We start from the raw sequence: 17,696 nt of genomic DNA on the forward strand, positions 1-17,696 counted from the left end.
CGCGATACGCGCATCTCTCGGGTCGGGCGTGGCCACGTCCCAGTATTTCTAATCACCCCCAGCCCACGTCGAGTGTGGTGAGGCCCACCGTTCGCTGCCTCACTGCCCCCCCAGGCGAGCACCACCCGTGAACGCTTACCATGCGGGAACTCAAGAACGGCACGCTCTATTTCCATTGCGAAGAGTGTGAGTGGGGCTGGAGGGAACCGGCGACCGTGGGGGACGTGACCGCCGGCTTCCTGACCTTGGAGGATGAGGCCGACGCGAAGCTGGCGAGCCGTGAAGAGATTGAAGCAGCGGGCTGGACACGGTTCGCCGCGCACGGTGTCGAGGCGTGAGGCGGAGCAATCCGGAAATGAGGAAGTGATGACGTGCTCGGAGTGCACTGGTGAGCTTGCCTTGGTCGGCGTGACGAGAGGCACGGACCACTTCCGGTGCTTGGGGTGTGGACATGACGTCCATGCGCTATCAACGCCGCGCCTCGGGCCGGAACGGCGGTTCCGAGCGGTCATACGGTGGAAAGACGAGATCTTGAGTTTCGCTGAGCTGGAAAGCCTGAGGAAGATTGCCCCTGAGGCGAGGGCCATCCCTGCTGGTGAGATCTGGGAGCGGTCAAAGCGGGAGGGGTGGGTGCTGGGCGAGTACATGGAAAGCCAGATTGACGCCCTCTGGAATCAGGCTCACGAACTTCAGCTTGGGTTGGACTTTGTTCTGGTGTCAGAGCCTGAGCCCGAGGTGCGGCCGGTTTGCATGTTTGTGGTCTGGAAAAAAGCGAGCCCTTCCCCCGAAGAAATCGTTGCATTGCGCAAGCTGTCGGAAGAGGCCGCGAACATGCCTGTTTCAGCCGTCCTGAAGAAGGCCAGGGAAGGCGAATGGCTGCTGGGGCGCTTCTGGCCAAACAGGCTACCTGAAATCGAACGGCGGGCGATGGAGTTGGGGCTTCAGCTTCGGCGCGAGTCTTGAAGCCTGCATGTCTCCAGCGTGAATGGAAAACTGTTGCGGCTTGTGCGTAGGGCGAATGTGCGAGCCTCACCCTTGGAAAACGAGTGGGACAGGAGGTGGTGGAGATGGCGCCCATTGATGATGTGAAGGCCTTTCTCCTGCTGCATGGGCTGGACACAGAGCGGACCGCTTATGGCTTGCGCGGGGAGCTGGAGTGTGGGGGGCGGAGGTATCTCTATAAAATCGGGAGAGCGAACGACGGTGGGGACGACGTGAGCGTCCGGCCCCTTCCTGAGGGGCTCACCTGGTGGTTCTGGCGCGAGAACCTCGAGGGGATTGCCAGGCTGCTGCTGGATGCACGTGCGCGGGTTGAAGAGGGACAGGCGAAGTCCTGGCTGGAGGCCCTGCGCCATCTCGATTCGACGATGAGTGCTCTCTGGCCGGACGACCCTGATGCAACGTGAGCGCTGGGCGAACCATGAGAAAAGTGATTTCGAGAGGTGAAGCATTTGGGCTGATCTCGCGGGCCCGAGAGGCTCTGTGTGACAGGGTTGCTCTGCAGGAGGTGATGGACGACTCCCAGGCCAGCTCAGTGGAGGAGGCGATCCAGGTCCTTTACCGTGGCGTCACCAACGGTTTCCTGTTGCCCTGTCCGTGCTGCGGTCGCCGGACGCTGACGGAGCGGTACGATGCGGTGGTGGGAACGGGGTACGACATCTGTGACCACTGCCGCTGGGAAGATGATGGAACCGTGAGTGATACCGCCCACAGCAGCGTCAATAGGGGGGCCATGTCTCAATATCGGGAGCAGATTCGAGAGGAGTCGAACTACTTCTACCGTGAGAAGTGGAGCCAATAGATGTCGAGTTCGGACGGGTCGCGGTGGTCTTGCGAGGTGTCCCCATGAACCTGGCGCGCATTGATAAGTATGTCGGGGACTCCGAGTTCGACCGCGCCTTCCTGACGGAAGTGGCGAACGCATGGACGCGATCTGGGGGCACGTGTGCGACGAAGCCGCGGCCAGAGTCGCCGTAGGTATCTTGTATCTGGAAGTTGTTGCAGATACGCCCTTCACTTCTTCGTGCGTTCGCGCTGCCTTCCGGGTTCCTTGTTGTTTTTGACGGGAATGAAGTCGTGTCGGTCCTCTACCCAGAATGCAAAGCGCTACTGGGGTGATGCTATGCTGCATGGGCGCTCTGAAGGCGTTAGAGCGTCCTCGACACGAAATGTTGCCAATCGCCGTGTTCGGAAAGGGCGTGTCGACTTGCTGAGAATATGTGCGAGTTATTTCGCTGTCGGTCGATAACTGGTCCGGAAACCGAAATCGTGAGGAAGAGACGAACGAGCCGACCTGGGAACAGGTCGAACGCGCGTTTCGGTCATTGGATGCCAGGCGGCACACCATGCTGACGCTAGAGGCCGATGAGGAGGATAACGACCTGATTGTCGGAGGCGGTGGCGGATTGTACGTGGTGACAGTGCACCGTTACCCTGAGATTTTCACGCTGATGTTAGCCGAGACGGATGACGGCGAGACGGTCCGTTTGACCACTGGAGGGCAGGAAGGCATCTTCCCCAAGAACCTGTGCGTAGGAACTGCGCAGGCTCTCCTGGCGATGCGTCGTTACTTCGAAACCTGCGAGCTGGAACCGTCCATGCGATGGATTGCGGAGCAGGCGGCGCAGTTGACGTAAGGCGCGGACCCTCCGCTGCTTGACGTATTGCTTGATGCGCAGGTAGTACCCGGATGGGGTGGCTGGGATACTTTCGTGCGGGCTGTTCCCCTCGAGCCACAGAATCTTACTGGGAGACCGCGTCATCAAGATCAAGACCGAAGTACTCAGGCAGGTCTGCTGGGATGAGTGGACGCTGGCATATTGCATTGACGTTGAAGATCGGCCGAGAGCCTATAGCGAGCCGCAACGGGTGTTTGCTGAATACTTCAAGCTGTCGGATCCGGATGTTTTCCTGTTCAAGACAGCGCGTGAATTGTCGCTGTTTTGCGGAGAAAAGGGGATCGACCTCCGTCGAGCATTCAGTTCGGATGTCGTGGCGGCTGTCAGGGTCTTTCAGTGTTACTTTCGCCGCGGTGTCATGATGGAACGGGGCGGCCTCTCTGAGCAGGTCGCAAGCGAGCGGGGAGCGCGTATCGACGAAGGGTACTACCCAGTGATGGAGGAGGAGTGCGTCCGTTGGACCGTGTTGAAAGGGCGAGGACGTCGCTTCATTATCGAGAGGGTCATTCTCCGCCTTCCCGCACTGGAGTTGGATGTCGTCGAGACGCAAATCTTGAAGGCAAAGGCCGGCATTGACTTTTGAGGCGAATGTACCGGTCGAGGTGAGAGAAGTCGGGCCAGAGGCGCAAGGTCCGGCAAAATACCGCCGGTAAGGGACGAATGCGTGCGAATCCCCGGTGTGGAATTCCCGTGTGGAGTGTGTGGCGCCTGGTCCGACGATAATGAGTCGTGCTCCGCCTGTGGTGCCAAGATGCCTCCGGATGACTCTCTGGATGGGGTCTTTGTTCCCGGGTTCGATCACATCCCCGCGGAAGAGCAGGATGCGGCCATGGAGAAGGCGGCGGAGGCCCAGGTGCGTTGGATCGAGCGGCTCCGCCATGAGCAGGAACTTCGTCAAACCGAACCGGGCTATCCCGCTGACGATCGGACACGTTCATGGACGCCTACGCATCGGGTTCGGGGCGACGATGTCTCGGAGGGATGCCTCTTGATGGTTCTGCCCAATGGCCAGTCGTTCACCCGAGAGAGCTGGGAGGTCTATCGCGCTTGCCCGGTTCAGTGGTCAATGTACTTCAACTCGCCCTGGGTGTTCTGGCGTGGCGTTTGGTATCTGCATGGAAGCGCAGTGCCAGCAGGGACTGTCGTCGAGGTGGGCGTCACGGATGACACCGTCACATGATTATCCAGCGCCTTCTTGGCATAGACCGGAGCCTTTTCAGTGATGGGCAAGCGCACTGAAGACCGGGACTACATTCGGCTCGTAGTCTCTGAGTGGGTTGAGGGTCCACACCGCTCCGACGTGTTAGCGGCGGCTGCTCAGATTGTTGACGAAGGGGACGGAGCGTCCCTGTTCGATGCGCTGAGGAAGCAGGTCGGGCTTCACGCAGAAGACTACGAACTCGTGCGACGCCTCATGTTGCTTCTCGAGGCTGCCATGGATGTGGAGCCGCGTGTCGCGGGATATTTGATGGCGAGGCTTTATCCTTTGGCGGGCCGGAAGTATGCGCATGATGTCTACAATGCTGTTGAGTTGTGGATGGATGCGAGTGACTCGATGGCCTTGGCGGATGCCTTGATGGCACTGAGCGAGGAGCCGGTGCGGCCCTTGCTCCGGAAGTGCTACCGGGAATGGGCTGAAGGGATAAAGAAGAGAGCGTCGGGAAAGCGTACTGAGTAGGGCGCTGGGTCGATTGAATGGAGAATTGGGACATGCAGGTCGCGGATGTTTGGTCGTCGCGTGAGGTGTGCCTCCTCGCACTGTCCGACTTCCTGGGCGCAACGCTTCAGCTTGTCCAGGGCAGTGAGCGCGTCGGAAACGACGCGGCCAGCGCTACGGTCCGGGACTCCATGTCACCGTCGCGCCCTGGAGGCGTGATTGAACATGTGGTGCATTTGCAAGTGGCTCAGGTGGAGGGTGGCGAAGTTGAGGTCTGGGCCCTTGTTTTCTTTTTCGTGGAGAAGCGGCGTGTGGCCCCCGCGGGCCAGTGCTTCTTGACGCTTCAATGGGAAAAAGGACGCTGGAACTCCCGGCGGTGGGAGGCGGATGTCTATGGAGAGTGGACTGGCCTTGAGACCCTCGACTGAGGGGTTTGCTTCGAACGCGCCCAGCCACGGGAGGCTCAATGCAAGTTGCCGGTAGGTGTCGGGTTCGGTCACCCGAAGTAGATGTGGAACGGGGCTACTACGAGGTAGTGCTTGGCGACATGTGGCAGTAGCCCTTGACGAAGGCATTTCGTCGACAGGGAACTCGACCAGAGCCTGAGCCGGATTACTCCATGAGTGGAAGTTGTCTTGAGTGTGTGCGTGATTGGTACAGGGATACGGGCTTGGGTGACCTCAGTACGGCAGTGCAAAAAGCACGCGAAGAGCGCCGGAAGATCGAGCAAGGACTCGCGGATTGATACTCGTGCCTATCGAAAGCCATGCGATATGGCCGCGGAATGGAAGAGCCCGGGCCCCAACCCTACCCAGGTGAGCGCGCGGCCGCTGGCTTCTTCACGTCAGCGGAGGTTGGAAATGGTTGAGCATGATCGCCCCAGGATTGCGGACTTCAACGACATCGTCGCGGGAGGGACGGTGTCCGCTGACAGGGAGCTGCGATGGTGAGTGATGAGTCACTTCGAAAGAAACTTCGGTCAGACGATGAGTTCGTGGTTCTCAAGGGACTCGCGGAGTTGGGGGGGATTGTGGATTTTACTCCTGCCGACGATGTCTTGGACCTGGCGATGGGGTATTTTCGGTACTTCGACTCTGAGTGGAGGCGTCAGTCGGTGTTCAGTGTTTCCCTTCACTGGTCGTATGCTCCCTCGCTCCCCTTGTTGATTGAATTGATAGGGAAGGAAGACGATGAAGACGTTCTTGATCTTTCGATCATGGCGATCGCGCACATGGGTCGAAATCATGAGGGACTTCGATGTGATGTGCTTCGTGTGCTGAAGGGACTCGTTGATGATCGCACCCGGCCGAGTCGGGTGTGGGGATTGGCGTATACTTGCGCCAGGCGAATGTGTGGTGAGTTGAAGCCTGTTGAGCATGCTCGGGGGATTGGAGATCCGGAGAGCGTGAGGGTCGAGGCGAGCTGGTTTGATTCGGCTCTTCTTCAATATGGATGTGGCGGGAAGCCGTGATGGTGAATCCCAGGCGAGCAGTGATTGAGAGTCTGGCCGAGGGCATTGGCAAGACCCGATGGGGCGACGACGAGGCGACTCTCAAGGACCTGTTTCCAGAGGCCAGAATCCAGCGCCGACCAGGAGTCGGCGCACCTCTCGTCATTCCGAACATCCTGGAGGGGGCCGGCGGCGTGGGGGTGAACGGATACTTCTTCTTCGGTTCTCGGGGGGTTGATTTTGCTGTTCTTACAGAAGTCTATGATGATGGAGATGGGGTGGATGTTCGCCCCTGCGTTCACTCGCTCGCACACCGCTTCGGTTTTGGGCCCATCAGCGACTCGACCAGTCAGGTATGGGTGGTGCACGGCGTGCAGGTCTTGCTCCTATTCCTATCCCCGAGCGAGGAGGGAGACGTTCCTCTCGAGTTTTACCTGAGAGTGAACCGCCCAGGGGTCATCCAGTCCGACTTTCGAATCTTTGAAGTGGCCCCCTCGCCCCCAAGGCGGGATCCAAGGGAGTCGCGTCCACCGCCGCCCGCATGGGACCACCCTGCGTTGACTGCCCCCGTCCGGCCAGATCGCTACGTTGTCTGCCCGTTCTGTGGAAAGGCCTTCAGTCTCGCCGACAAAGACCGCTGGAATGGCTCGCGCCACCTCTCCTGTGGACAGCGCCTCCAATTGGAGCAGGGCCAGGGCTCCTGACGGGACGTGTGTCTACCGGAGTCCGCGGGGCTGGTTCCGCATGTGCTGCATCCCGGCTAAAAGGGAGGCATGGAAAATTGGGGAGGTCGACGATGAGTGGTGCGCAGTTTGAGTCGTTGGGGCGAGTGTTGCTTGCGGTGGATGAGGATAGGATCTGGGGGTATGCGTTGTATATGCATGGCGGTCCGCCTTGGTCGGAAGATGCTGAGTGTATGTTCTTGGAGCGGGATGTCTATTCGGGAGATCTCCCTGAAGCGGCGGCCAGTAATGGGTTGAGGTATATTCTGTCGGCGTCTCACGTTTTTCAGGTTGTGAATAATGCTCGCCTTCAGCGGCCGGATGTCGATGCTGCTGGGCTTGTTGAGGCGTTGAGTTTCTACTTCAGGAATGATGCCTTCGTTGTGTTTTGAGCTGGTTTCGTCTCTCGGGGACGAGCTGTTGGGCTGGTGATAATGAAACGCCCGGGCCAGCGCATCCATTCGCGCCAACCCGGGCTCCAATCCCATCCAGATGAACCGGCCTACGGCTTCTTCACGTCGTAGGACACCAGTTCCTCCAGGCGTTCTCCCTCCTCGCGGACCTTGCCAACGCCGGGGACCAGCCAGTACAGACGCTGCTTCTCCTCCTTCACCTCGCCGTTCTTGTTCAGCTTGTCGCGCTGGACCTTGATGGCATTCGTGAACGTGCCCGCGGGCGTCGTCACCGTGACGTCCTTCTCCAGCACCTTCCAGACGTACGTCGGATCCTTCCCCTCCGTTCCGCCCGCCGCGTAGGTGATCAGCTCGCGCACCTTGTCCTGGTGCTCCCAGGGCACGGAGGCCGGCGTCGCCGCCAGGGACTTCATCATCGCCGGGGACCAGGTCGTCGCCTTGGAAGCCAGACCGTCCGTGACGTCCTCCTCGCGCAGGCGAACCACCAGGCCGTTGGTCAGCTCCAGCTGCCAGGAGTTCTCTTCGTAGACCGTGCCCGACTTCGTGCGGTCCTGCCGGCTGTGCACCTTCACGGCCGTCATCGTCGTGCCGGGCACCGTCTCCGGACCCTGCACCGTCACGACCTTGTCGAAGACGCCTTCCACGTCATCCGTGATGCGGTAGGTCCACGTGGTGCCCGTGGTCAGCGGCCAGAGCGTCGTCAGCTCCGCCTGCTGATCCGGCTTCGTGCCGCCGCCCGTGCCCGGGTCCACCGCGTTGCCCGGCAGGTCCACCGTGCCGTCAGGGTTCGTCGTGGGCGCGCCCGGATCATTCCCCGTCGGCAGGCTGCCCCCGCCACCACAGGCGGCGAACGCTCCGCACGCCGCGAACAGCACCGCCAGCTTCCTGAACTTCATACCGTCTCCTCCCGCGCGCCCTTCGCGCTCACCGCCGTCCACCGCAGGCCCCGCAAGGGCGCCCCTTCCGTCCGTCCCAACGCCGCCGCCAGGCTTCCAGGCTCCGGCTCCTCCACTTCCAGCTCCACGCGCCGCGCGGAGAAATCCATCGCGCAGCTCTTCACCAGCACGTTGCGCTCCCCCAGCGCCGTCCTCAGCGTGGCCTCCGCTCGCACCAGGTCATCCGCCTGCGCGGACACCAGCAGCCGCTGCTTCGCCTCCTTCGTCGCCACGGCCTTCTTCTCGAACAGGTCCAGCACGAAGAGCAGCACCGCCACGAACCCCGTGCCCACGAACGCCAGCACCAGGTTTCCGTGGCCGCAGGCCATGCCCAGGCCAATCACCAGGAACAGGATGGCCGCGTCGCGCGGGTCCTTCAGCCCCGAGCGGAACCGCACGAACCCGCCCAGGCCCACCAGACCGAAGGCCTTCGCCACGCTGTTGCCAATCACCGCGGTAATCACCGCCGCCGCCGCGCAGAGGAGGATCTGCGCCTGCACCATCTCCACCTTCGGCAGCGGCTTGCCCAGCACCACCCGCCAGGGCCGCGACGACAACACCGCGCCAATCAGCGCCGACGCCACCAGCCGGGGGAGGATGGCCCCCATCGACAGCGCCTGCAGCTCCTGCTCCACGTCCTGGAACAGGGCACCGAACGGACCCTCCATGGGCGTCATGCCTCCTGCCGCCCGGCGTCCACTCCCAGCGTCTCCGCCAGCGCCCGCGCCGGCCGCTGCGCCTGCTCCAGCGCGCGGGCGTGCGCCACCACCGCGTACGCGTTGCGCAGCACCGGCAGCTTCCCGGCCTGCTCCTCCAGGATGCGCTCCAACAGCGCCCGCGTCTCCGCCACCAGCGGCAGCCCGCGCATCGACGACACCACCGTCGCCGGCCACCGGCGCGCCGCGGAGGCCCGCAGCTTCCATGCGGCCGACGAGTCCATCCCGTCCACGGAGTCCAGCGCCTCCTTGGTGGACTGCGCGCCCCGCTCACGCATCGCCCAGGCCCGCGGCGTGTCCACGCCGGTCAGCGAACGCAGCACCAGCTTCAGCGCGCCCTTCTCCAACTGCTCGCGCAGGCCCACCGCCACCGGCGTCTCCAGCCCCGTGGTGCTCTTCAGCACCGCCAGCCGGTCGTGCGGAATCAGCGCGTCGCGCAGCGCCTCCGCGCGCTCCGTACTCAGGCCGCCCAGGCTGCGTGCCACCTCCGAGTACAGCTTGCGCTGCATGCCCGCCTCGCGGACCACCCAGGACTCCTCGCCGTCCACGCCCACCAGGCCCAGCAGCACCGCCGCCAGGTGGCCGTCCTTCAGGCCCCGCTCGCGCAGCGCCCACGCCTCCGGCGAGTCCTGGCGCTTGAGCCCCTCCAACACCGCCGCCGGCGCCTGCGCGTACAGCCGCTGCCGCAGCGCGTGCGAGCGCGGGGACGTCACGAACCCCAGGCCCTCCGCCACGTCCGCCGGCACGCTCGCCGACAGCACGTCGCGCAGCGTCCACGCCGTGTCGTCATCCAGCCCGTTCAGGCTGCGCGCCACCAGCCCCGGCAGCCGCTCCGCGTATGCCAACCGGCGCTGGTGCGCGGGCAGGCCCGGGATGCCGTTGAGCAGCCACGCCGCCAGCTGCGGCTCGCGCGCCTCCAGGCCGTCCACCGCCTGGAAGAAGCGCTCCTCCACGTCGTCCACGCACACCGCGCCCGGCGTCGGCGGGGGAGGGGCGGGGACCAGCCGCTGCACCGGCTGCTCACGGCCCTCCAGCCGCGCGACCACCGCGTCCACCAGGCGCTGCTCCAGCACGCGCAGCGGCTGATCATTGTTCTCCAGGATGATCCACCGCGCCGGGTCCTTCCGGGCCTGCGCCAGGAACGCCTCGCGCACGCGCACCGCCAGCCCCGCGCCGACGAGGCCCTTGCGGCTGTCCGCGTCGTTCACCTTGCCGCTCTGCACCTTGCCCAGCCGCTTTCGCAGCCGCGCCAGGTCGGGGTCCACGTCCACCAGGATGACCAGGTCCGGCCACAGCCCCTGCGACGCCAGCTCGCAGGAAGGCAGCAGCTGCTCCTCCTTCAGGCCCCGCCCACCGCCCGTCAGCGCCAGCTGCGAGTAGAGGTAGCGGTCGGTGATGCACACCTCGCCCCGCTTCAGCGCGGGCGCGATGACCTCTTCCAACTGCTGCGCGTCGCGGGCCAGGTTCAGGAAGAACTCGGCGCGGGGGCCCATCTCCAGCAGCCGCGCGTCGCGCGTCAGGTCGCGGATGCGCCGCGCGGTGGGCGACTGCAATTCGCCGCCCTCGCGCGCGTGCGCGACCTTGTAGCCCAGCCGCTTCAGCCGGGACGCGAGCAGGTTGGACAGCGTCGTCTTGCCGCTGCCGTCAATGCCTTCGAAATCGATGAACACGGTGCCCTAACCCCCTACGACCCCAACGCCACCTGATGTGAAGGCATGCACCCGCGCCATGCCCTCCGCGAACTTGCTGTACGCCGACGCGCCCCCTGGATTGAGGGCCGACAGCCACTCGGGCAGCGCCGCCCCGAGGTGCTTCACCTCCACCACCACCCGCGAGTCCTCCCACACGGGCAGCCCCAGCCGCTCCACCGTCAGCGACACGGGCGACAGGGCCAGCTCCGGCGATACGGCGTGGAAGCCGATGTCCCGGTCCACCGTCACGCGCCACTCCTGCGACACCTGGTACACGTGCCGCCGGTACGTCACCGCCAGCACCGGCGACAGGCTGCCCCCCGCGATGAGCGGCAACAGGCTCACGCCGCCCTTGATGGCCCGGCCCAGCTCCGCGCGAGGCACCCACACGCGCCGCTTCCGCGTGAGTCCGCCGCGCTCGAGCTTCACCTCCAGCACCACGCGCTCGCGCCCCGCCGCGCCCACGTCCGGCGAGTACTCCTTCGTCCTCACCTTGAGGCAGTCGTCCGGCGTGAGCAGCGCGCGCTGGGCCAACGGATGGCCCGGCTTGTCGAAGTACACCGACACGATGCGCGTGGGCGGCGGCAGGTACCCGCCCAGCTCCTGCGACAGCCGTGCGCAGACCGCCTTGGCGTCCGGGGCCTCCAGCACGCGCTTGAACTCACGCCGCAGCTTCGTCACTTCCCCTTCAGCGAATGAGATCATCTCCAGGTGTCTCCTCAACGGAAGCGGGTGGCGAGCTGCACCGACAGCTCGAGCGCGGGCGCCACGTCCCCCGGCCGGAGCGCTCGCTCCGCCTGGACCTGCGCCTTGAACGAATCCGCCAACAACACGTTGAAGCCCCCCGTCACCGAATGCCCTTCCGCCTGGATGCCACCCTGCAATTGCAGCGCCTCCGCCCCCACCACCGGTTGCACCGCCCACCCCTCGTGGCCCACCGGCACCGTCCAGTAGGCCAGCACCGACTGCGATTGGAACGGCCCCAACGCCAGCCGTCCCACCGCCGCCTCACCCGTCACGGACAGCCCCCAGAGGTTCAGCTCCGCGTCCGCCGCCGTCGCGTACTGCTTCGTCCCGTCAATCACCTGCGTCAGGTACGTGCTCGTGCCCAGCGTGAGGAACTTGAACGGGCGGATGCTCAGCCGCGCGGAGCCGTCCTCGCTCAGCCGCTTCCCGGTCGCGTCCTCGCCGCCCTCGAAGAGGCCCGCGGAGAACTTCAGGCCCCACGCCTCCTTGAGGCGCATCTCGCCCATCACGCCCAGGCGCCGCCCACCCAGCGCGTTTGTCTCCGTGAGGTAGTCCTCCACCAGCCCGCGCTCCTGGATGGGCAGGCGCCACGCCGACTCCTGCGAGCGCTGCAGGAAGGGCGACTTGAAGCGGCCCGCGTACAGCCGCAGGCGCTTGCCGTCGTCCGCCAGCCGCACGAACGCGTCCTTCAGAATCGTCTTGGAGGCGAGATCCGCGCTCACCTCCGCTTCCAGGTTGGACAGCGACGCGGCCACGCCCACGCGCGCCGACTCGATGCCCAGGTCGCGCTCGTACTTCTGGCGCTCGTCCGCGGCGCCGCGCGCGAACACGCGGCCGAACACGCGGATCCGCTGCTGGGGCCCGCCCTTGTCGTCCACCTTGTCCGCTTCGTCCGGCGCCTCGCCCAGCGTGTCCGCCTTGGGGCCCGTGTCCTTTTTCTTCTTCTTGCCCGGCACCGCCGCGTCCGGCACCGGCGCGCCCGGCTCCGTCACCTGCTCCGGCGCGCCCATGACGGGCCCCTGGGAGCCGGTGGGCATCGCCTGCGCTACCGCGCCTTCCAGCGCGTCACCTGTTCCGTCCCGCGGCTTCGCCGCGTCGTCGTCCCCGGACACCTCGAGCGGCCGGTCCACTCCCTCCGCCGCCGAGTCCTCGTCCGGTTCCGGCGCCGCGCCCGCGACCGCCGGCAGGCCCAGGAGGACCGCGACGAGCAGTCCCCGTCGCCACCCCTTCTCCTCCAGCCCCGTCCCGCCCATGCCCGATGTCTCCCCGCCCCGGTAATGCCCGACGCCTTCCGACCCGCTGCCTGCTCCCCTGTGCAACCCCGGTGCCCAGGGCAGGGACGTGCACTGCCGGACATCCGGAAGCGGCGCGCGGGGCGGATGCCTCGTGACGTGGCCGTGACGAGACCCAACCTGGGAAGACTTTTTCCCTCCCGGGGCCCCGCATGGCTGTAACGCCGGACTGTAAGAAGGGCGGTGTTACCGATCAGCGGGCGGATCCGCCGGAGGGGCGGTGGGCTCCACCGGCGCGGCGGCGCCAGGGGCTTCCGACGTCGCGGCGGCGCCAGGGGCTTCCGACGTCGCGGCACCGGGCTCCACGGGCGTGGCTTCCACAGGCGCGGCCTGGGGCAGGGGAGGGATGGGGTGCTCCGGCGTCACCCCTCGCCGCGTGACGGCGTACAGCACCCGCACCAGCAGGAGCCCTCCGGCGAGGAGCAGCAGGACGCGCCAGACCATGGGTGGAACCGGAGGCTCGCTCACGGTGAAGCGCGCGTGGGCCGCCTTGGGGCGGGTGGTGAGGAAGCGCACGTCCACGTCCCACGTGCCGGCCTCGTCGGGGACGAACTCGGTGCTCCAGCCCACGGCGTCGCGCGTCAGCGTTCGCGTCACCTGGCCCGGCACGCCCTCGCGGGAGAACGCGACCGTGACGGCGCCCTGGAAGGGAGGGCCCTGGAGGTTTCCCACCGACAGCGTCAGCCGCAGGGGCTCACCGGGGCGGGGGACGGCGGGGGTGAGGACGCCGTTCAGCTGGTCCTCCGCGTCCCGCCAGGACAGGGAGAGCAGCTCGCCGCGCCGCTCCACCTGGATCTGATCCGACGCGGGGGCCGCGGCGGCATGCAGGGCCAGCAGGCAGGTCATGACGACCCACCCCAGCAAGGTGGTCGTGCGGCTTTGCCTCATGGGCGGCTGTCCCCTAAGATGCGCTCCCCTGTCACCTTCCACCAAGCTTGCTCCCCCCGGGGAGTCCCCGGGATGAACCCTCAAGCATTCGGGAAATACCAGCTCCTCAAGAAGCTCGCCACGGGCGGCATGGCCGAAGTCTGGCTTGCGCGTCAGACCGGAATCGAGGGCTTCCAGAAGGAGCTTGTCGTCAAGCGCATCCTTCCGCACCTCGCGGAGGACCGCGAGTTCGTGGAGATGTTCAAGAACGAGGCGCTGATCGCCGCGCGCTTCAACCATCCGAACATCGCGCAGGTCTACGAATTCGGCGAGGCCAACGGCACCTATTACATCGCCATGGAGTTCATCCACGGCGAGGACCTGGGCCGGGTCATGCGCAAGGCCAGCGGGATGAACCAGTGGATCGCCCGTCCGCTGGCCATCCGCATCGTCGCGTCCGCGTGTGAAGGCCTCTACTACGCGCACAGCCGCAACGATGACCGCGGCCAGCCGCTCAACGTGGTGCACCGCGACATCAGCCCGCAGAACATCCTGATCAGCTTCGATGGTTCGGTGAAGCTGGTGGACTTCGGCATCGCGAAGGCCGCGGACCAGGCTTCGATGACGAAGTCCGGCGCCATCAAGGGCAAGTTCGCGTACATGGCGCCCGAGCAGGCCGCGGGCAAGCACCTGGACCGGCGCGCGGACATCTTCGCCATTGGCCTGGTGCTGTACGAGATGCTCACCGGGCACCGGCCGCTCAAGAAGGACTCGGAGCTGGCCACGCTGCAGGCGGCCATGGAGTGCTCCATCCCGTCCCCGTCCGAGGTGGCCGACGTGCCCCGGGACATGGACCACGTGGTGATGCGCGCCCTGGCCAAGAGCGCGGATGACCGCTACGACAACGCGCGCGAGTTCCAGACGGCGTTGGAGGAGCTGCTCGTCAACGAGCGCTGGCTCGTCACCTCCGGACAGATTTCGGAGCTGATGAAGACGCTCTTCGCGGATCGTCTGAACGAGGAGCTCCAGCAGGGCCAGTTCGTGCCCGTGGGAGAGGACTCCAACACCGCGCCGCCCCGGCCGCCCCCGGACATGAACTGGGAAGCCCCGCCGGGTGAGTCGCCTTCGCAGTCGCGCGAGCGCTCGCGAGGCAACGCCACCCGCACGGGCGCCGCGCCCCGCCGCGCCACGGGCATGTCGCCCGCGCTGGCGGATGATCCAAACGAATACGACGCGCCGTCGCTCACCGGCGTGGAGCCGCAGCCCCGGCGCCGCTCCAGCGTGTCGGAGCCGGCGGTCCGGCGCGGCACGTCCGCCAGCAACCCGAACGCGACGCAGATCGCCCGCACCAACTCGCGCTCGGACCTGCGCAGCCAGTCCGTGGACGACGTCCCTCCGCCCCGGCGCACGGCGTCGCGCGCGGTGCCGGTGTCGGAGCAGCCCATGCGTTCGCGCTCGGGCGTGCACCGCATGGACCTGGAGGACGACGAGCGCACGCGCCTGCCGCCGCCGGACGATGATCCGGAGACGGAGCCCGCGCCCGCGCCGCCGCCCCCGCGCCGCCGCACCAGCACCAGCCAGTCGGCGGTGGAGCCGCCGCGCCGCCGCACCTCCAGCCGCGTGGACGCTCCGCGCGCGCGCCCGGTGGCCCCGCCGGTGGACGACGAGGACTCCGGCGAGCGCCGTCCGTCGCGCTCCAGCGGCCCCGCGCTGCCGGAGCCGGTGAAGCCCAGGGGCGGCAGCGTGCGCTCACTGGTGACGGTGGGGCTCGTCGTAGGCCTGCTCGCGATGGGCGTGCTCTTCCGCGAGCCCATCATGCTGGCGCTCACGTCCAAGGCCGCGGACGCGCAGGGCGTGTGGCTCACGGTGAACACCAACCAGCCGGTGAAGGTGTCCGTGCGGCACACGGAGCGCTGCAACAGCCCGGAGCCGGTGACGATGCTTGGCACCGCGCCGCTCACGCGCGTGCAGGGCGCCCACCTGCAGGACACGCTCATCCTGGAGAACGACGCCCAGGGCATCTACCTGGAGGACTCGGAGGAGCTCGCGTTCGGCCAGCCCGGTGAGCTGAAGACCTTCGAGCGCAGCTTCAAGGAAGGCACCCTCAAGCTGAAGATCACCCCCAAGGGGATGACCCCGGGCCTGACGGTGTACCGGAACAACCAGATGATGGGCAGCGCCAGCACCACGCTCAAGCTGATGGAGGGCAAGCAGCGCCTGGAGCTGCGAGGCAAGCAGCTCAAGGAGCCCGTCGCCTTCGAGGCCACCATCAAGGCCGACGAGACGACGGACCTGCCGCTGGACCTGGCCTCCGCGCTCTAGTAGCGCGGCAGGGCAGGGTCCACGGTGCGCGAGTACAGGTCGATGCCGCCCTGGAGCGACACGGCCTCCAGGCCCCGGTCGATGAGGTACGCGGCGCCGTCCAGGCTGCGCACCCCGTGGTGGCAGTAGACGACCACGGGGCGGCCCCGGAAGGACTCCAGCTGTTCGTGGAAGTCCTCCAGCTCCGGCAGGGGCATCAGCACCGAGCCGGGCAGGGCCACCCACTCGTGCTCGTGCGGGAAGCGCACGTCCACCAGCACGGGGCGTGACTCGGGAGGGCCGGCCAGGCGCCGGGCCAGCTCGGCGGGGGTGATTTCAGGGATGGGCATGAGGGTTATCTTCTGTTGAGCCGGGAAGGGGCCCGTCAGGTCCCTTGGCTTTTCAGGCGCCAGGGCGTTATGAGGCGCCGTCTACGAGGAGATTGAAGCACATGGATACTTCTACCGCCGTCACCGGCTCCACGCCGGCCTCCCAGCCCGCCGCCTCCGCGTCCGTCGTCCTGACGGCCGCCGCCATCGCCCAGGTGAAGACGGTCATCCAGGCCCAGGGCTTCCAGGGCTACTTCTTCTCCATCCGCGTGGTGCCCTCCGGCTGCAGCGGCCTGGGCTACGACCTGAACCTCGTCAAGGAGACGAAGGCCGGCGACCAGACCTGGGAGCAGGATGGCGTGACCATCGCCACCGACGCGCTGAGCGCCCAGTACCTCGCGGGCACGCACATCGACTACGTCACCAGCATCACCGGCGCGGGCTTCAAGTTCGAGAACCCCAACGCCAAGTCGTCCTGCGGCTGCGGGACGTCGTTCACCACCTGAGCCGCTGTCGCTGATTCAGGATGGATGAAGGGCCGGGATGGGACGCCAGGCAGGCGTGCCCCCGGCCCTTCGTGCGTTCAGCCCTCAGGCGCCGGCCACGGGCTTCATCACCTTCATCCAGTTCTGCTCCCCCTGGCCGCGGTTGCGGCGCTGGGCGCGGCGGGCCTCGGCCTCCTGGAAGGCCTGGCGCTCCGCCTCCGACTCCAGGAGCAGCGGCGGCACGGGCACGCCCTTGCCGTCCTGGCCCTGCGCCACGAAGGTGAGCAGCGCGCTGGTGGTGAGGTGCCGCTCACCGGTGAGCGGGTTCTCCGCGTGCACGGTGACACCCACCTCCAGCGAGGTGCGGAACGCCGCGAGCACGCGCGAGTGGAGGAGGGCAATCCAGCCCACGCGGATGGGGGCGTGGAAGCGCAGGTCGTCCATGGACGCCGTCACCACGACCTGACGGCAGTGGCGTTGGGCGGCCACGGCGCCGCAGATGTCGATCCACTGCATCACCTTCCCGCCGAACGCGGCGTTCAGGTTGTTGGCGTCCGGGGGGAGGATGAGCTGCGTCATCACCACTTCGGAGTCGCGCGGGCTCTTGGGGCTGAGGTCGTGCATGGCGCCGCCGAGCGTCGCACGAGAGTTGGCGCCGCGTCAGGCCAGGAATGCGGAGACGCGGTCCATGAACTCCTCGCGGCCCGCGCCCTTGCGGATGTCCGACTTGGAGACGTCCACCACCAGGCACTCCACGCCGTACTTCTCCTGGAGCACCTGGGGGAAGCCCGCGTAGTAGCCGTTGAGGCCCTTGAGGAAGGGCCGCCCGATGCCCTTCTCCTCCGCGCGGCCGCGCGTGCGGATGCGCTGGAGCAGCACCTCCTCCGACGGCACGTCGAAGCAGATGACCTTGTCCGGCCGCACGATGTGGCGCGACAGCCGCTGGAAGTACTCGTAGTACAGGTCCAGCTCCGCGTTCGTCATGTGCCCCAGGCCGTGCAGGTACTTGGCGAAGATTTCCGGGTCCTCGTAGAGCGTGCGGTCCTGCACGCAGCTCTTCCGGACGGAGTGGATGAGCTCGTGGTGCTCCACGCGCCGGATGAGGAACTCCAGCTGCAGCGTGAACGACCACCGCGACATGTCGCCGTAGTAGTCACGCAGGAAGCGGTTGTCGATGACGGGCTCGTCGAAGAGCTCGAAGCCGAAGCCCTGGCTGATGAGCTTCGCGGCCGTCGTCTTGCCCGCGCCGATGTTGCCCGCGAGCGCCACGAAGCGCTTGGCGCGCGGCACCTTCACCTTGAGCGTGTTGCGGGCGGCGGGCTTCGTTGCGGCGTCGGCCGGGGGCGGCGCCTTGGTCGAGGGCTCGGTGCGGGACGTCGCCGGACGCGCGCGGGCGGTGGAGCGGGGCATGGA

At 66.4% G+C, this 17,696-nt stretch carries 21 protein-coding genes; 12 read left to right on the plus strand and 9 right to left on the minus strand.

Translation table 11 applies throughout. The annotated features are described in order from the left end of the window. The first annotated feature begins 140 nt into the window (after positions 1-140). The 10 genes from D7X30_RS29950 (at position 141) to D7X30_RS41755 (ending at position 6,899) form a co-directional block, all read left to right on the plus strand. Positions 141-338, plus strand: coding sequence for a hypothetical protein (locus D7X30_RS29950; RefSeq protein ID WP_120566398.1), 198 nt, complete (start codon positions 141-143; stop codon positions 336-338). A 193-nt stretch (positions 339-531) separates the two neighbouring features. Next, positions 532-963 carry a hypothetical protein gene (locus D7X30_RS29955; protein WP_147443357.1) on the plus strand — a complete coding sequence of 144 codons (432 nt, stop codon included), beginning with the start codon at positions 532-534 and terminating at the stop codon, positions 961-963. A 104-nt stretch (positions 964-1,067) separates the two neighbouring features. Then, positions 1,068-1,406 carry a hypothetical protein gene (locus D7X30_RS29960; protein ID WP_147443358.1) on the plus strand — a complete coding sequence of 113 codons (339 nt, stop codon included), beginning with the start codon at positions 1,068-1,070 and terminating at the stop codon, positions 1,404-1,406. Between the two features lie 104 nt (positions 1,407-1,510). Then, positions 1,511-1,801: a CPCC family cysteine-rich protein gene (locus tag D7X30_RS29965; protein ID WP_120566401.1), complete on the plus strand. Its 291-nt coding sequence runs from the start codon at positions 1,511-1,513 to the stop codon at positions 1,799-1,801. A 418-nt stretch (positions 1,802-2,219) separates the two neighbouring features. After that, entirely contained in the window at positions 2,220-2,636 is a 417-nt protein-coding gene (locus tag D7X30_RS29970; protein WP_120566402.1) for an Imm1 family immunity protein, read from the plus strand. A gap of 58 nt (positions 2,637-2,694) precedes the next feature. Beyond that, complete coding sequence (locus tag D7X30_RS29975; protein ID WP_147443359.1) at positions 2,695-3,261, plus strand: hypothetical protein; 567 nt, start codon at positions 2,695-2,697, stop codon at positions 3,259-3,261. 246 nt (positions 3,262-3,507) lie between these two features. Continuing rightward, on the plus strand, positions 3,508-3,858 hold the full coding sequence (locus D7X30_RS41750) for a hypothetical protein (RefSeq protein WP_147443360.1): 351 nt from the start codon (positions 3,508-3,510) through the stop codon (positions 3,856-3,858). Positions 3,859-3,900: 42 nt separating this feature from the next. Beyond that, positions 3,901-4,356 carry a hypothetical protein gene (locus D7X30_RS29980; protein ID WP_120566404.1) on the plus strand — a complete coding sequence of 152 codons (456 nt, stop codon included), beginning with the start codon at positions 3,901-3,903 and terminating at the stop codon, positions 4,354-4,356. Between the two features lie 32 nt (positions 4,357-4,388). After that, positions 4,389-4,763, plus strand: coding sequence for a hypothetical protein (locus D7X30_RS29985; protein ID WP_120566405.1), 375 nt, complete (start codon positions 4,389-4,391; stop codon positions 4,761-4,763). 1,818 nt (positions 4,764-6,581) lie between these two features. Further along, positions 6,582-6,899 (plus strand): hypothetical protein, encoded by a 318-nt coding sequence (locus D7X30_RS41755; protein WP_147443361.1) that lies wholly within the window; start codon positions 6,582-6,584, stop codon positions 6,897-6,899. A 110-nt stretch (positions 6,900-7,009) separates the two neighbouring features. Here the strand turns inward: D7X30_RS41755 and D7X30_RS29990 are convergent, their stop codons facing one another. The 6 genes from D7X30_RS29990 to D7X30_RS30015 all read right to left on the minus strand — a co-directional run bounded on the left by D7X30_RS29990 (position 7,010) and on the right by D7X30_RS30015 (position 13,189). Then, positions 7,010-7,816, minus strand: a complete 807-nt coding sequence (locus D7X30_RS29990) for a hypothetical protein (RefSeq protein ID WP_120566406.1) — start codon at positions 7,814-7,816, stop codon at positions 7,010-7,012. Then, entirely contained in the window at positions 7,813-8,523 is a 711-nt protein-coding gene (locus D7X30_RS29995) for a DUF4956 domain-containing protein (protein ID WP_120566546.1), read from the minus strand. Before D7X30_RS29995 ends, D7X30_RS29990 begins: the two co-directional genes overlap by 4 nt. Before the next feature lie 5 nt (positions 8,524-8,528). After that, positions 8,529-10,241 (minus strand): dTMP kinase, encoded by a 1,713-nt coding sequence (gene tmk, locus D7X30_RS30000; protein WP_120566407.1) that lies wholly within the window; start codon positions 10,239-10,241, stop codon positions 8,529-8,531. Positions 10,242-10,247: 6 nt separating this feature from the next. After that, positions 10,248-10,967: a VTC domain-containing protein gene (locus tag D7X30_RS30005; protein WP_120566408.1), complete on the minus strand. Its 720-nt coding sequence runs from the start codon at positions 10,965-10,967 to the stop codon at positions 10,248-10,250. Between the two features lie 14 nt (positions 10,968-10,981). Further along, positions 10,982-12,262, minus strand: coding sequence for a hypothetical protein (locus D7X30_RS30010; protein ID WP_120566409.1), 1,281 nt, complete (start codon positions 12,260-12,262; stop codon positions 10,982-10,984). A gap of 225 nt (positions 12,263-12,487) precedes the next feature. Continuing rightward, positions 12,488-13,189: a hypothetical protein gene (locus tag D7X30_RS30015; protein ID WP_147443362.1), complete on the minus strand. Its 702-nt coding sequence runs from the start codon at positions 13,187-13,189 to the stop codon at positions 12,488-12,490. A gap of 72 nt (positions 13,190-13,261) precedes the next feature. On the opposite strand from D7X30_RS30015, the gene D7X30_RS30020 reads away from it, so the two are divergent. Then, positions 13,262-15,490, plus strand: coding sequence for a serine/threonine-protein kinase (locus tag D7X30_RS30020; protein ID WP_120566411.1), 2,229 nt, complete (start codon positions 13,262-13,264; stop codon positions 15,488-15,490). Here the strand turns inward: D7X30_RS30020 and D7X30_RS30025 are convergent. Beyond that, positions 15,487-15,819 carry a rhodanese-like domain-containing protein gene (locus D7X30_RS30025; protein ID WP_120566412.1) on the minus strand — a complete coding sequence of 111 codons (333 nt, stop codon included), beginning with the start codon at positions 15,817-15,819 and terminating at the stop codon, positions 15,487-15,489. The genes D7X30_RS30020 and D7X30_RS30025 overlap by 4 nt on opposite strands. A 101-nt stretch (positions 15,820-15,920) precedes the next feature. On the opposite strand from D7X30_RS30025, the gene D7X30_RS30030 reads away from it, so the two are divergent. After that, positions 15,921-16,304 carry an iron-sulfur cluster assembly accessory protein gene (locus D7X30_RS30030; protein WP_120566413.1) on the plus strand — a complete coding sequence of 128 codons (384 nt, stop codon included), beginning with the start codon at positions 15,921-15,923 and terminating at the stop codon, positions 16,302-16,304. An 84-nt stretch (positions 16,305-16,388) separates the two neighbouring features. On the opposite strand, the gene D7X30_RS30035 is transcribed toward D7X30_RS30030, so the two are convergent. Next, positions 16,389-16,907 carry an acyl-CoA thioesterase gene (locus D7X30_RS30035; protein ID WP_120566414.1) on the minus strand — a complete coding sequence of 173 codons (519 nt, stop codon included), beginning with the start codon at positions 16,905-16,907 and terminating at the stop codon, positions 16,389-16,391. A 36-nt stretch (positions 16,908-16,943) separates the two neighbouring features. Beyond that, positions 16,944-17,693, minus strand: a complete 750-nt coding sequence (locus D7X30_RS30040; RefSeq protein ID WP_120566415.1) for a deoxynucleoside kinase — start codon at positions 17,691-17,693, stop codon at positions 16,944-16,946. Positions 17,694-17,696: the final 3 nt, after the last annotated feature.

This window comes from Corallococcus sp. AB011P (assembly GCF_003611605.1).
GTDB classification, from domain to species: Bacteria; Myxococcota; Myxococcia; order Myxococcales; family Myxococcaceae; genus Corallococcus; species Corallococcus coralloides.

Bases quoted from the DNA above. Each gene is read 5' to 3' on its own strand.
- D7X30_RS29990 (WP_120566406.1), bottom strand. From the start codon at position 7,816: ATGAAGTTCAGGAAGCTGGCGGTGCTGTTCGCGGCGTGCGGAGCGTTC.
- D7X30_RS30025 (WP_120566412.1), bottom strand. From the start codon at position 15,819: ATGCCCATCCCTGAAATCACCCCCGCCGAGCTGGCCCGGCGCCTGGCC.
- D7X30_RS30035 (WP_120566414.1), bottom strand. From the start codon at position 16,907: ATGCACGACCTCAGCCCCAAGAGCCCGCGCGACTCCGAAGTGGTGATG.
- D7X30_RS29995 (WP_120566546.1), bottom strand. From the start codon at position 8,523: ATGGAGGGTCCGTTCGGTGCCCTGTTCCAGGACGTGGAGCAGGAGCTG.
- D7X30_RS30005 (WP_120566408.1), bottom strand. From the start codon at position 10,967: ATGATCTCATTCGCTGAAGGGGAAGTGACGAAGCTGCGGCGTGAGTTC.
- D7X30_RS30015 (WP_147443362.1), bottom strand. From the start codon at position 13,189: ATGAGGCAAAGCCGCACGACCACCTTGCTGGGGTGGGTCGTCATGACC.
- D7X30_RS30020 (WP_120566411.1), top strand. From the start codon at position 13,262: ATGAACCCTCAAGCATTCGGGAAATACCAGCTCCTCAAGAAGCTCGCC.
- D7X30_RS29980 (WP_120566404.1), top strand. From the start codon at position 3,901: ATGGGCAAGCGCACTGAAGACCGGGACTACATTCGGCTCGTAGTCTCT.
- D7X30_RS41755 (WP_147443361.1), top strand. From the start codon at position 6,582: ATGAGTGGTGCGCAGTTTGAGTCGTTGGGGCGAGTGTTGCTTGCGGTG.
- D7X30_RS29950 (WP_120566398.1), top strand. From the start codon at position 141: ATGCGGGAACTCAAGAACGGCACGCTCTATTTCCATTGCGAAGAGTGT.
- D7X30_RS30040 (WP_120566415.1), bottom strand. From the start codon at position 17,693: ATGCCCCGCTCCACCGCCCGCGCGCGTCCGGCGACGTCCCGCACCGAG.
- D7X30_RS29985 (WP_120566405.1), top strand. From the start codon at position 4,389: ATGCAGGTCGCGGATGTTTGGTCGTCGCGTGAGGTGTGCCTCCTCGCA.
- D7X30_RS30010 (WP_120566409.1), bottom strand. From the start codon at position 12,262: ATGGGCGGGACGGGGCTGGAGGAGAAGGGGTGGCGACGGGGACTGCTC.
- D7X30_RS41750 (WP_147443360.1), top strand. From the start codon at position 3,508: ATGGAGAAGGCGGCGGAGGCCCAGGTGCGTTGGATCGAGCGGCTCCGC.
- D7X30_RS30030 (WP_120566413.1), top strand. From the start codon at position 15,921: ATGGATACTTCTACCGCCGTCACCGGCTCCACGCCGGCCTCCCAGCCC.
- D7X30_RS29965 (WP_120566401.1), top strand. From the start codon at position 1,511: ATGGACGACTCCCAGGCCAGCTCAGTGGAGGAGGCGATCCAGGTCCTT.
- D7X30_RS29960 (WP_147443358.1), top strand. From the start codon at position 1,068: ATGGCGCCCATTGATGATGTGAAGGCCTTTCTCCTGCTGCATGGGCTG.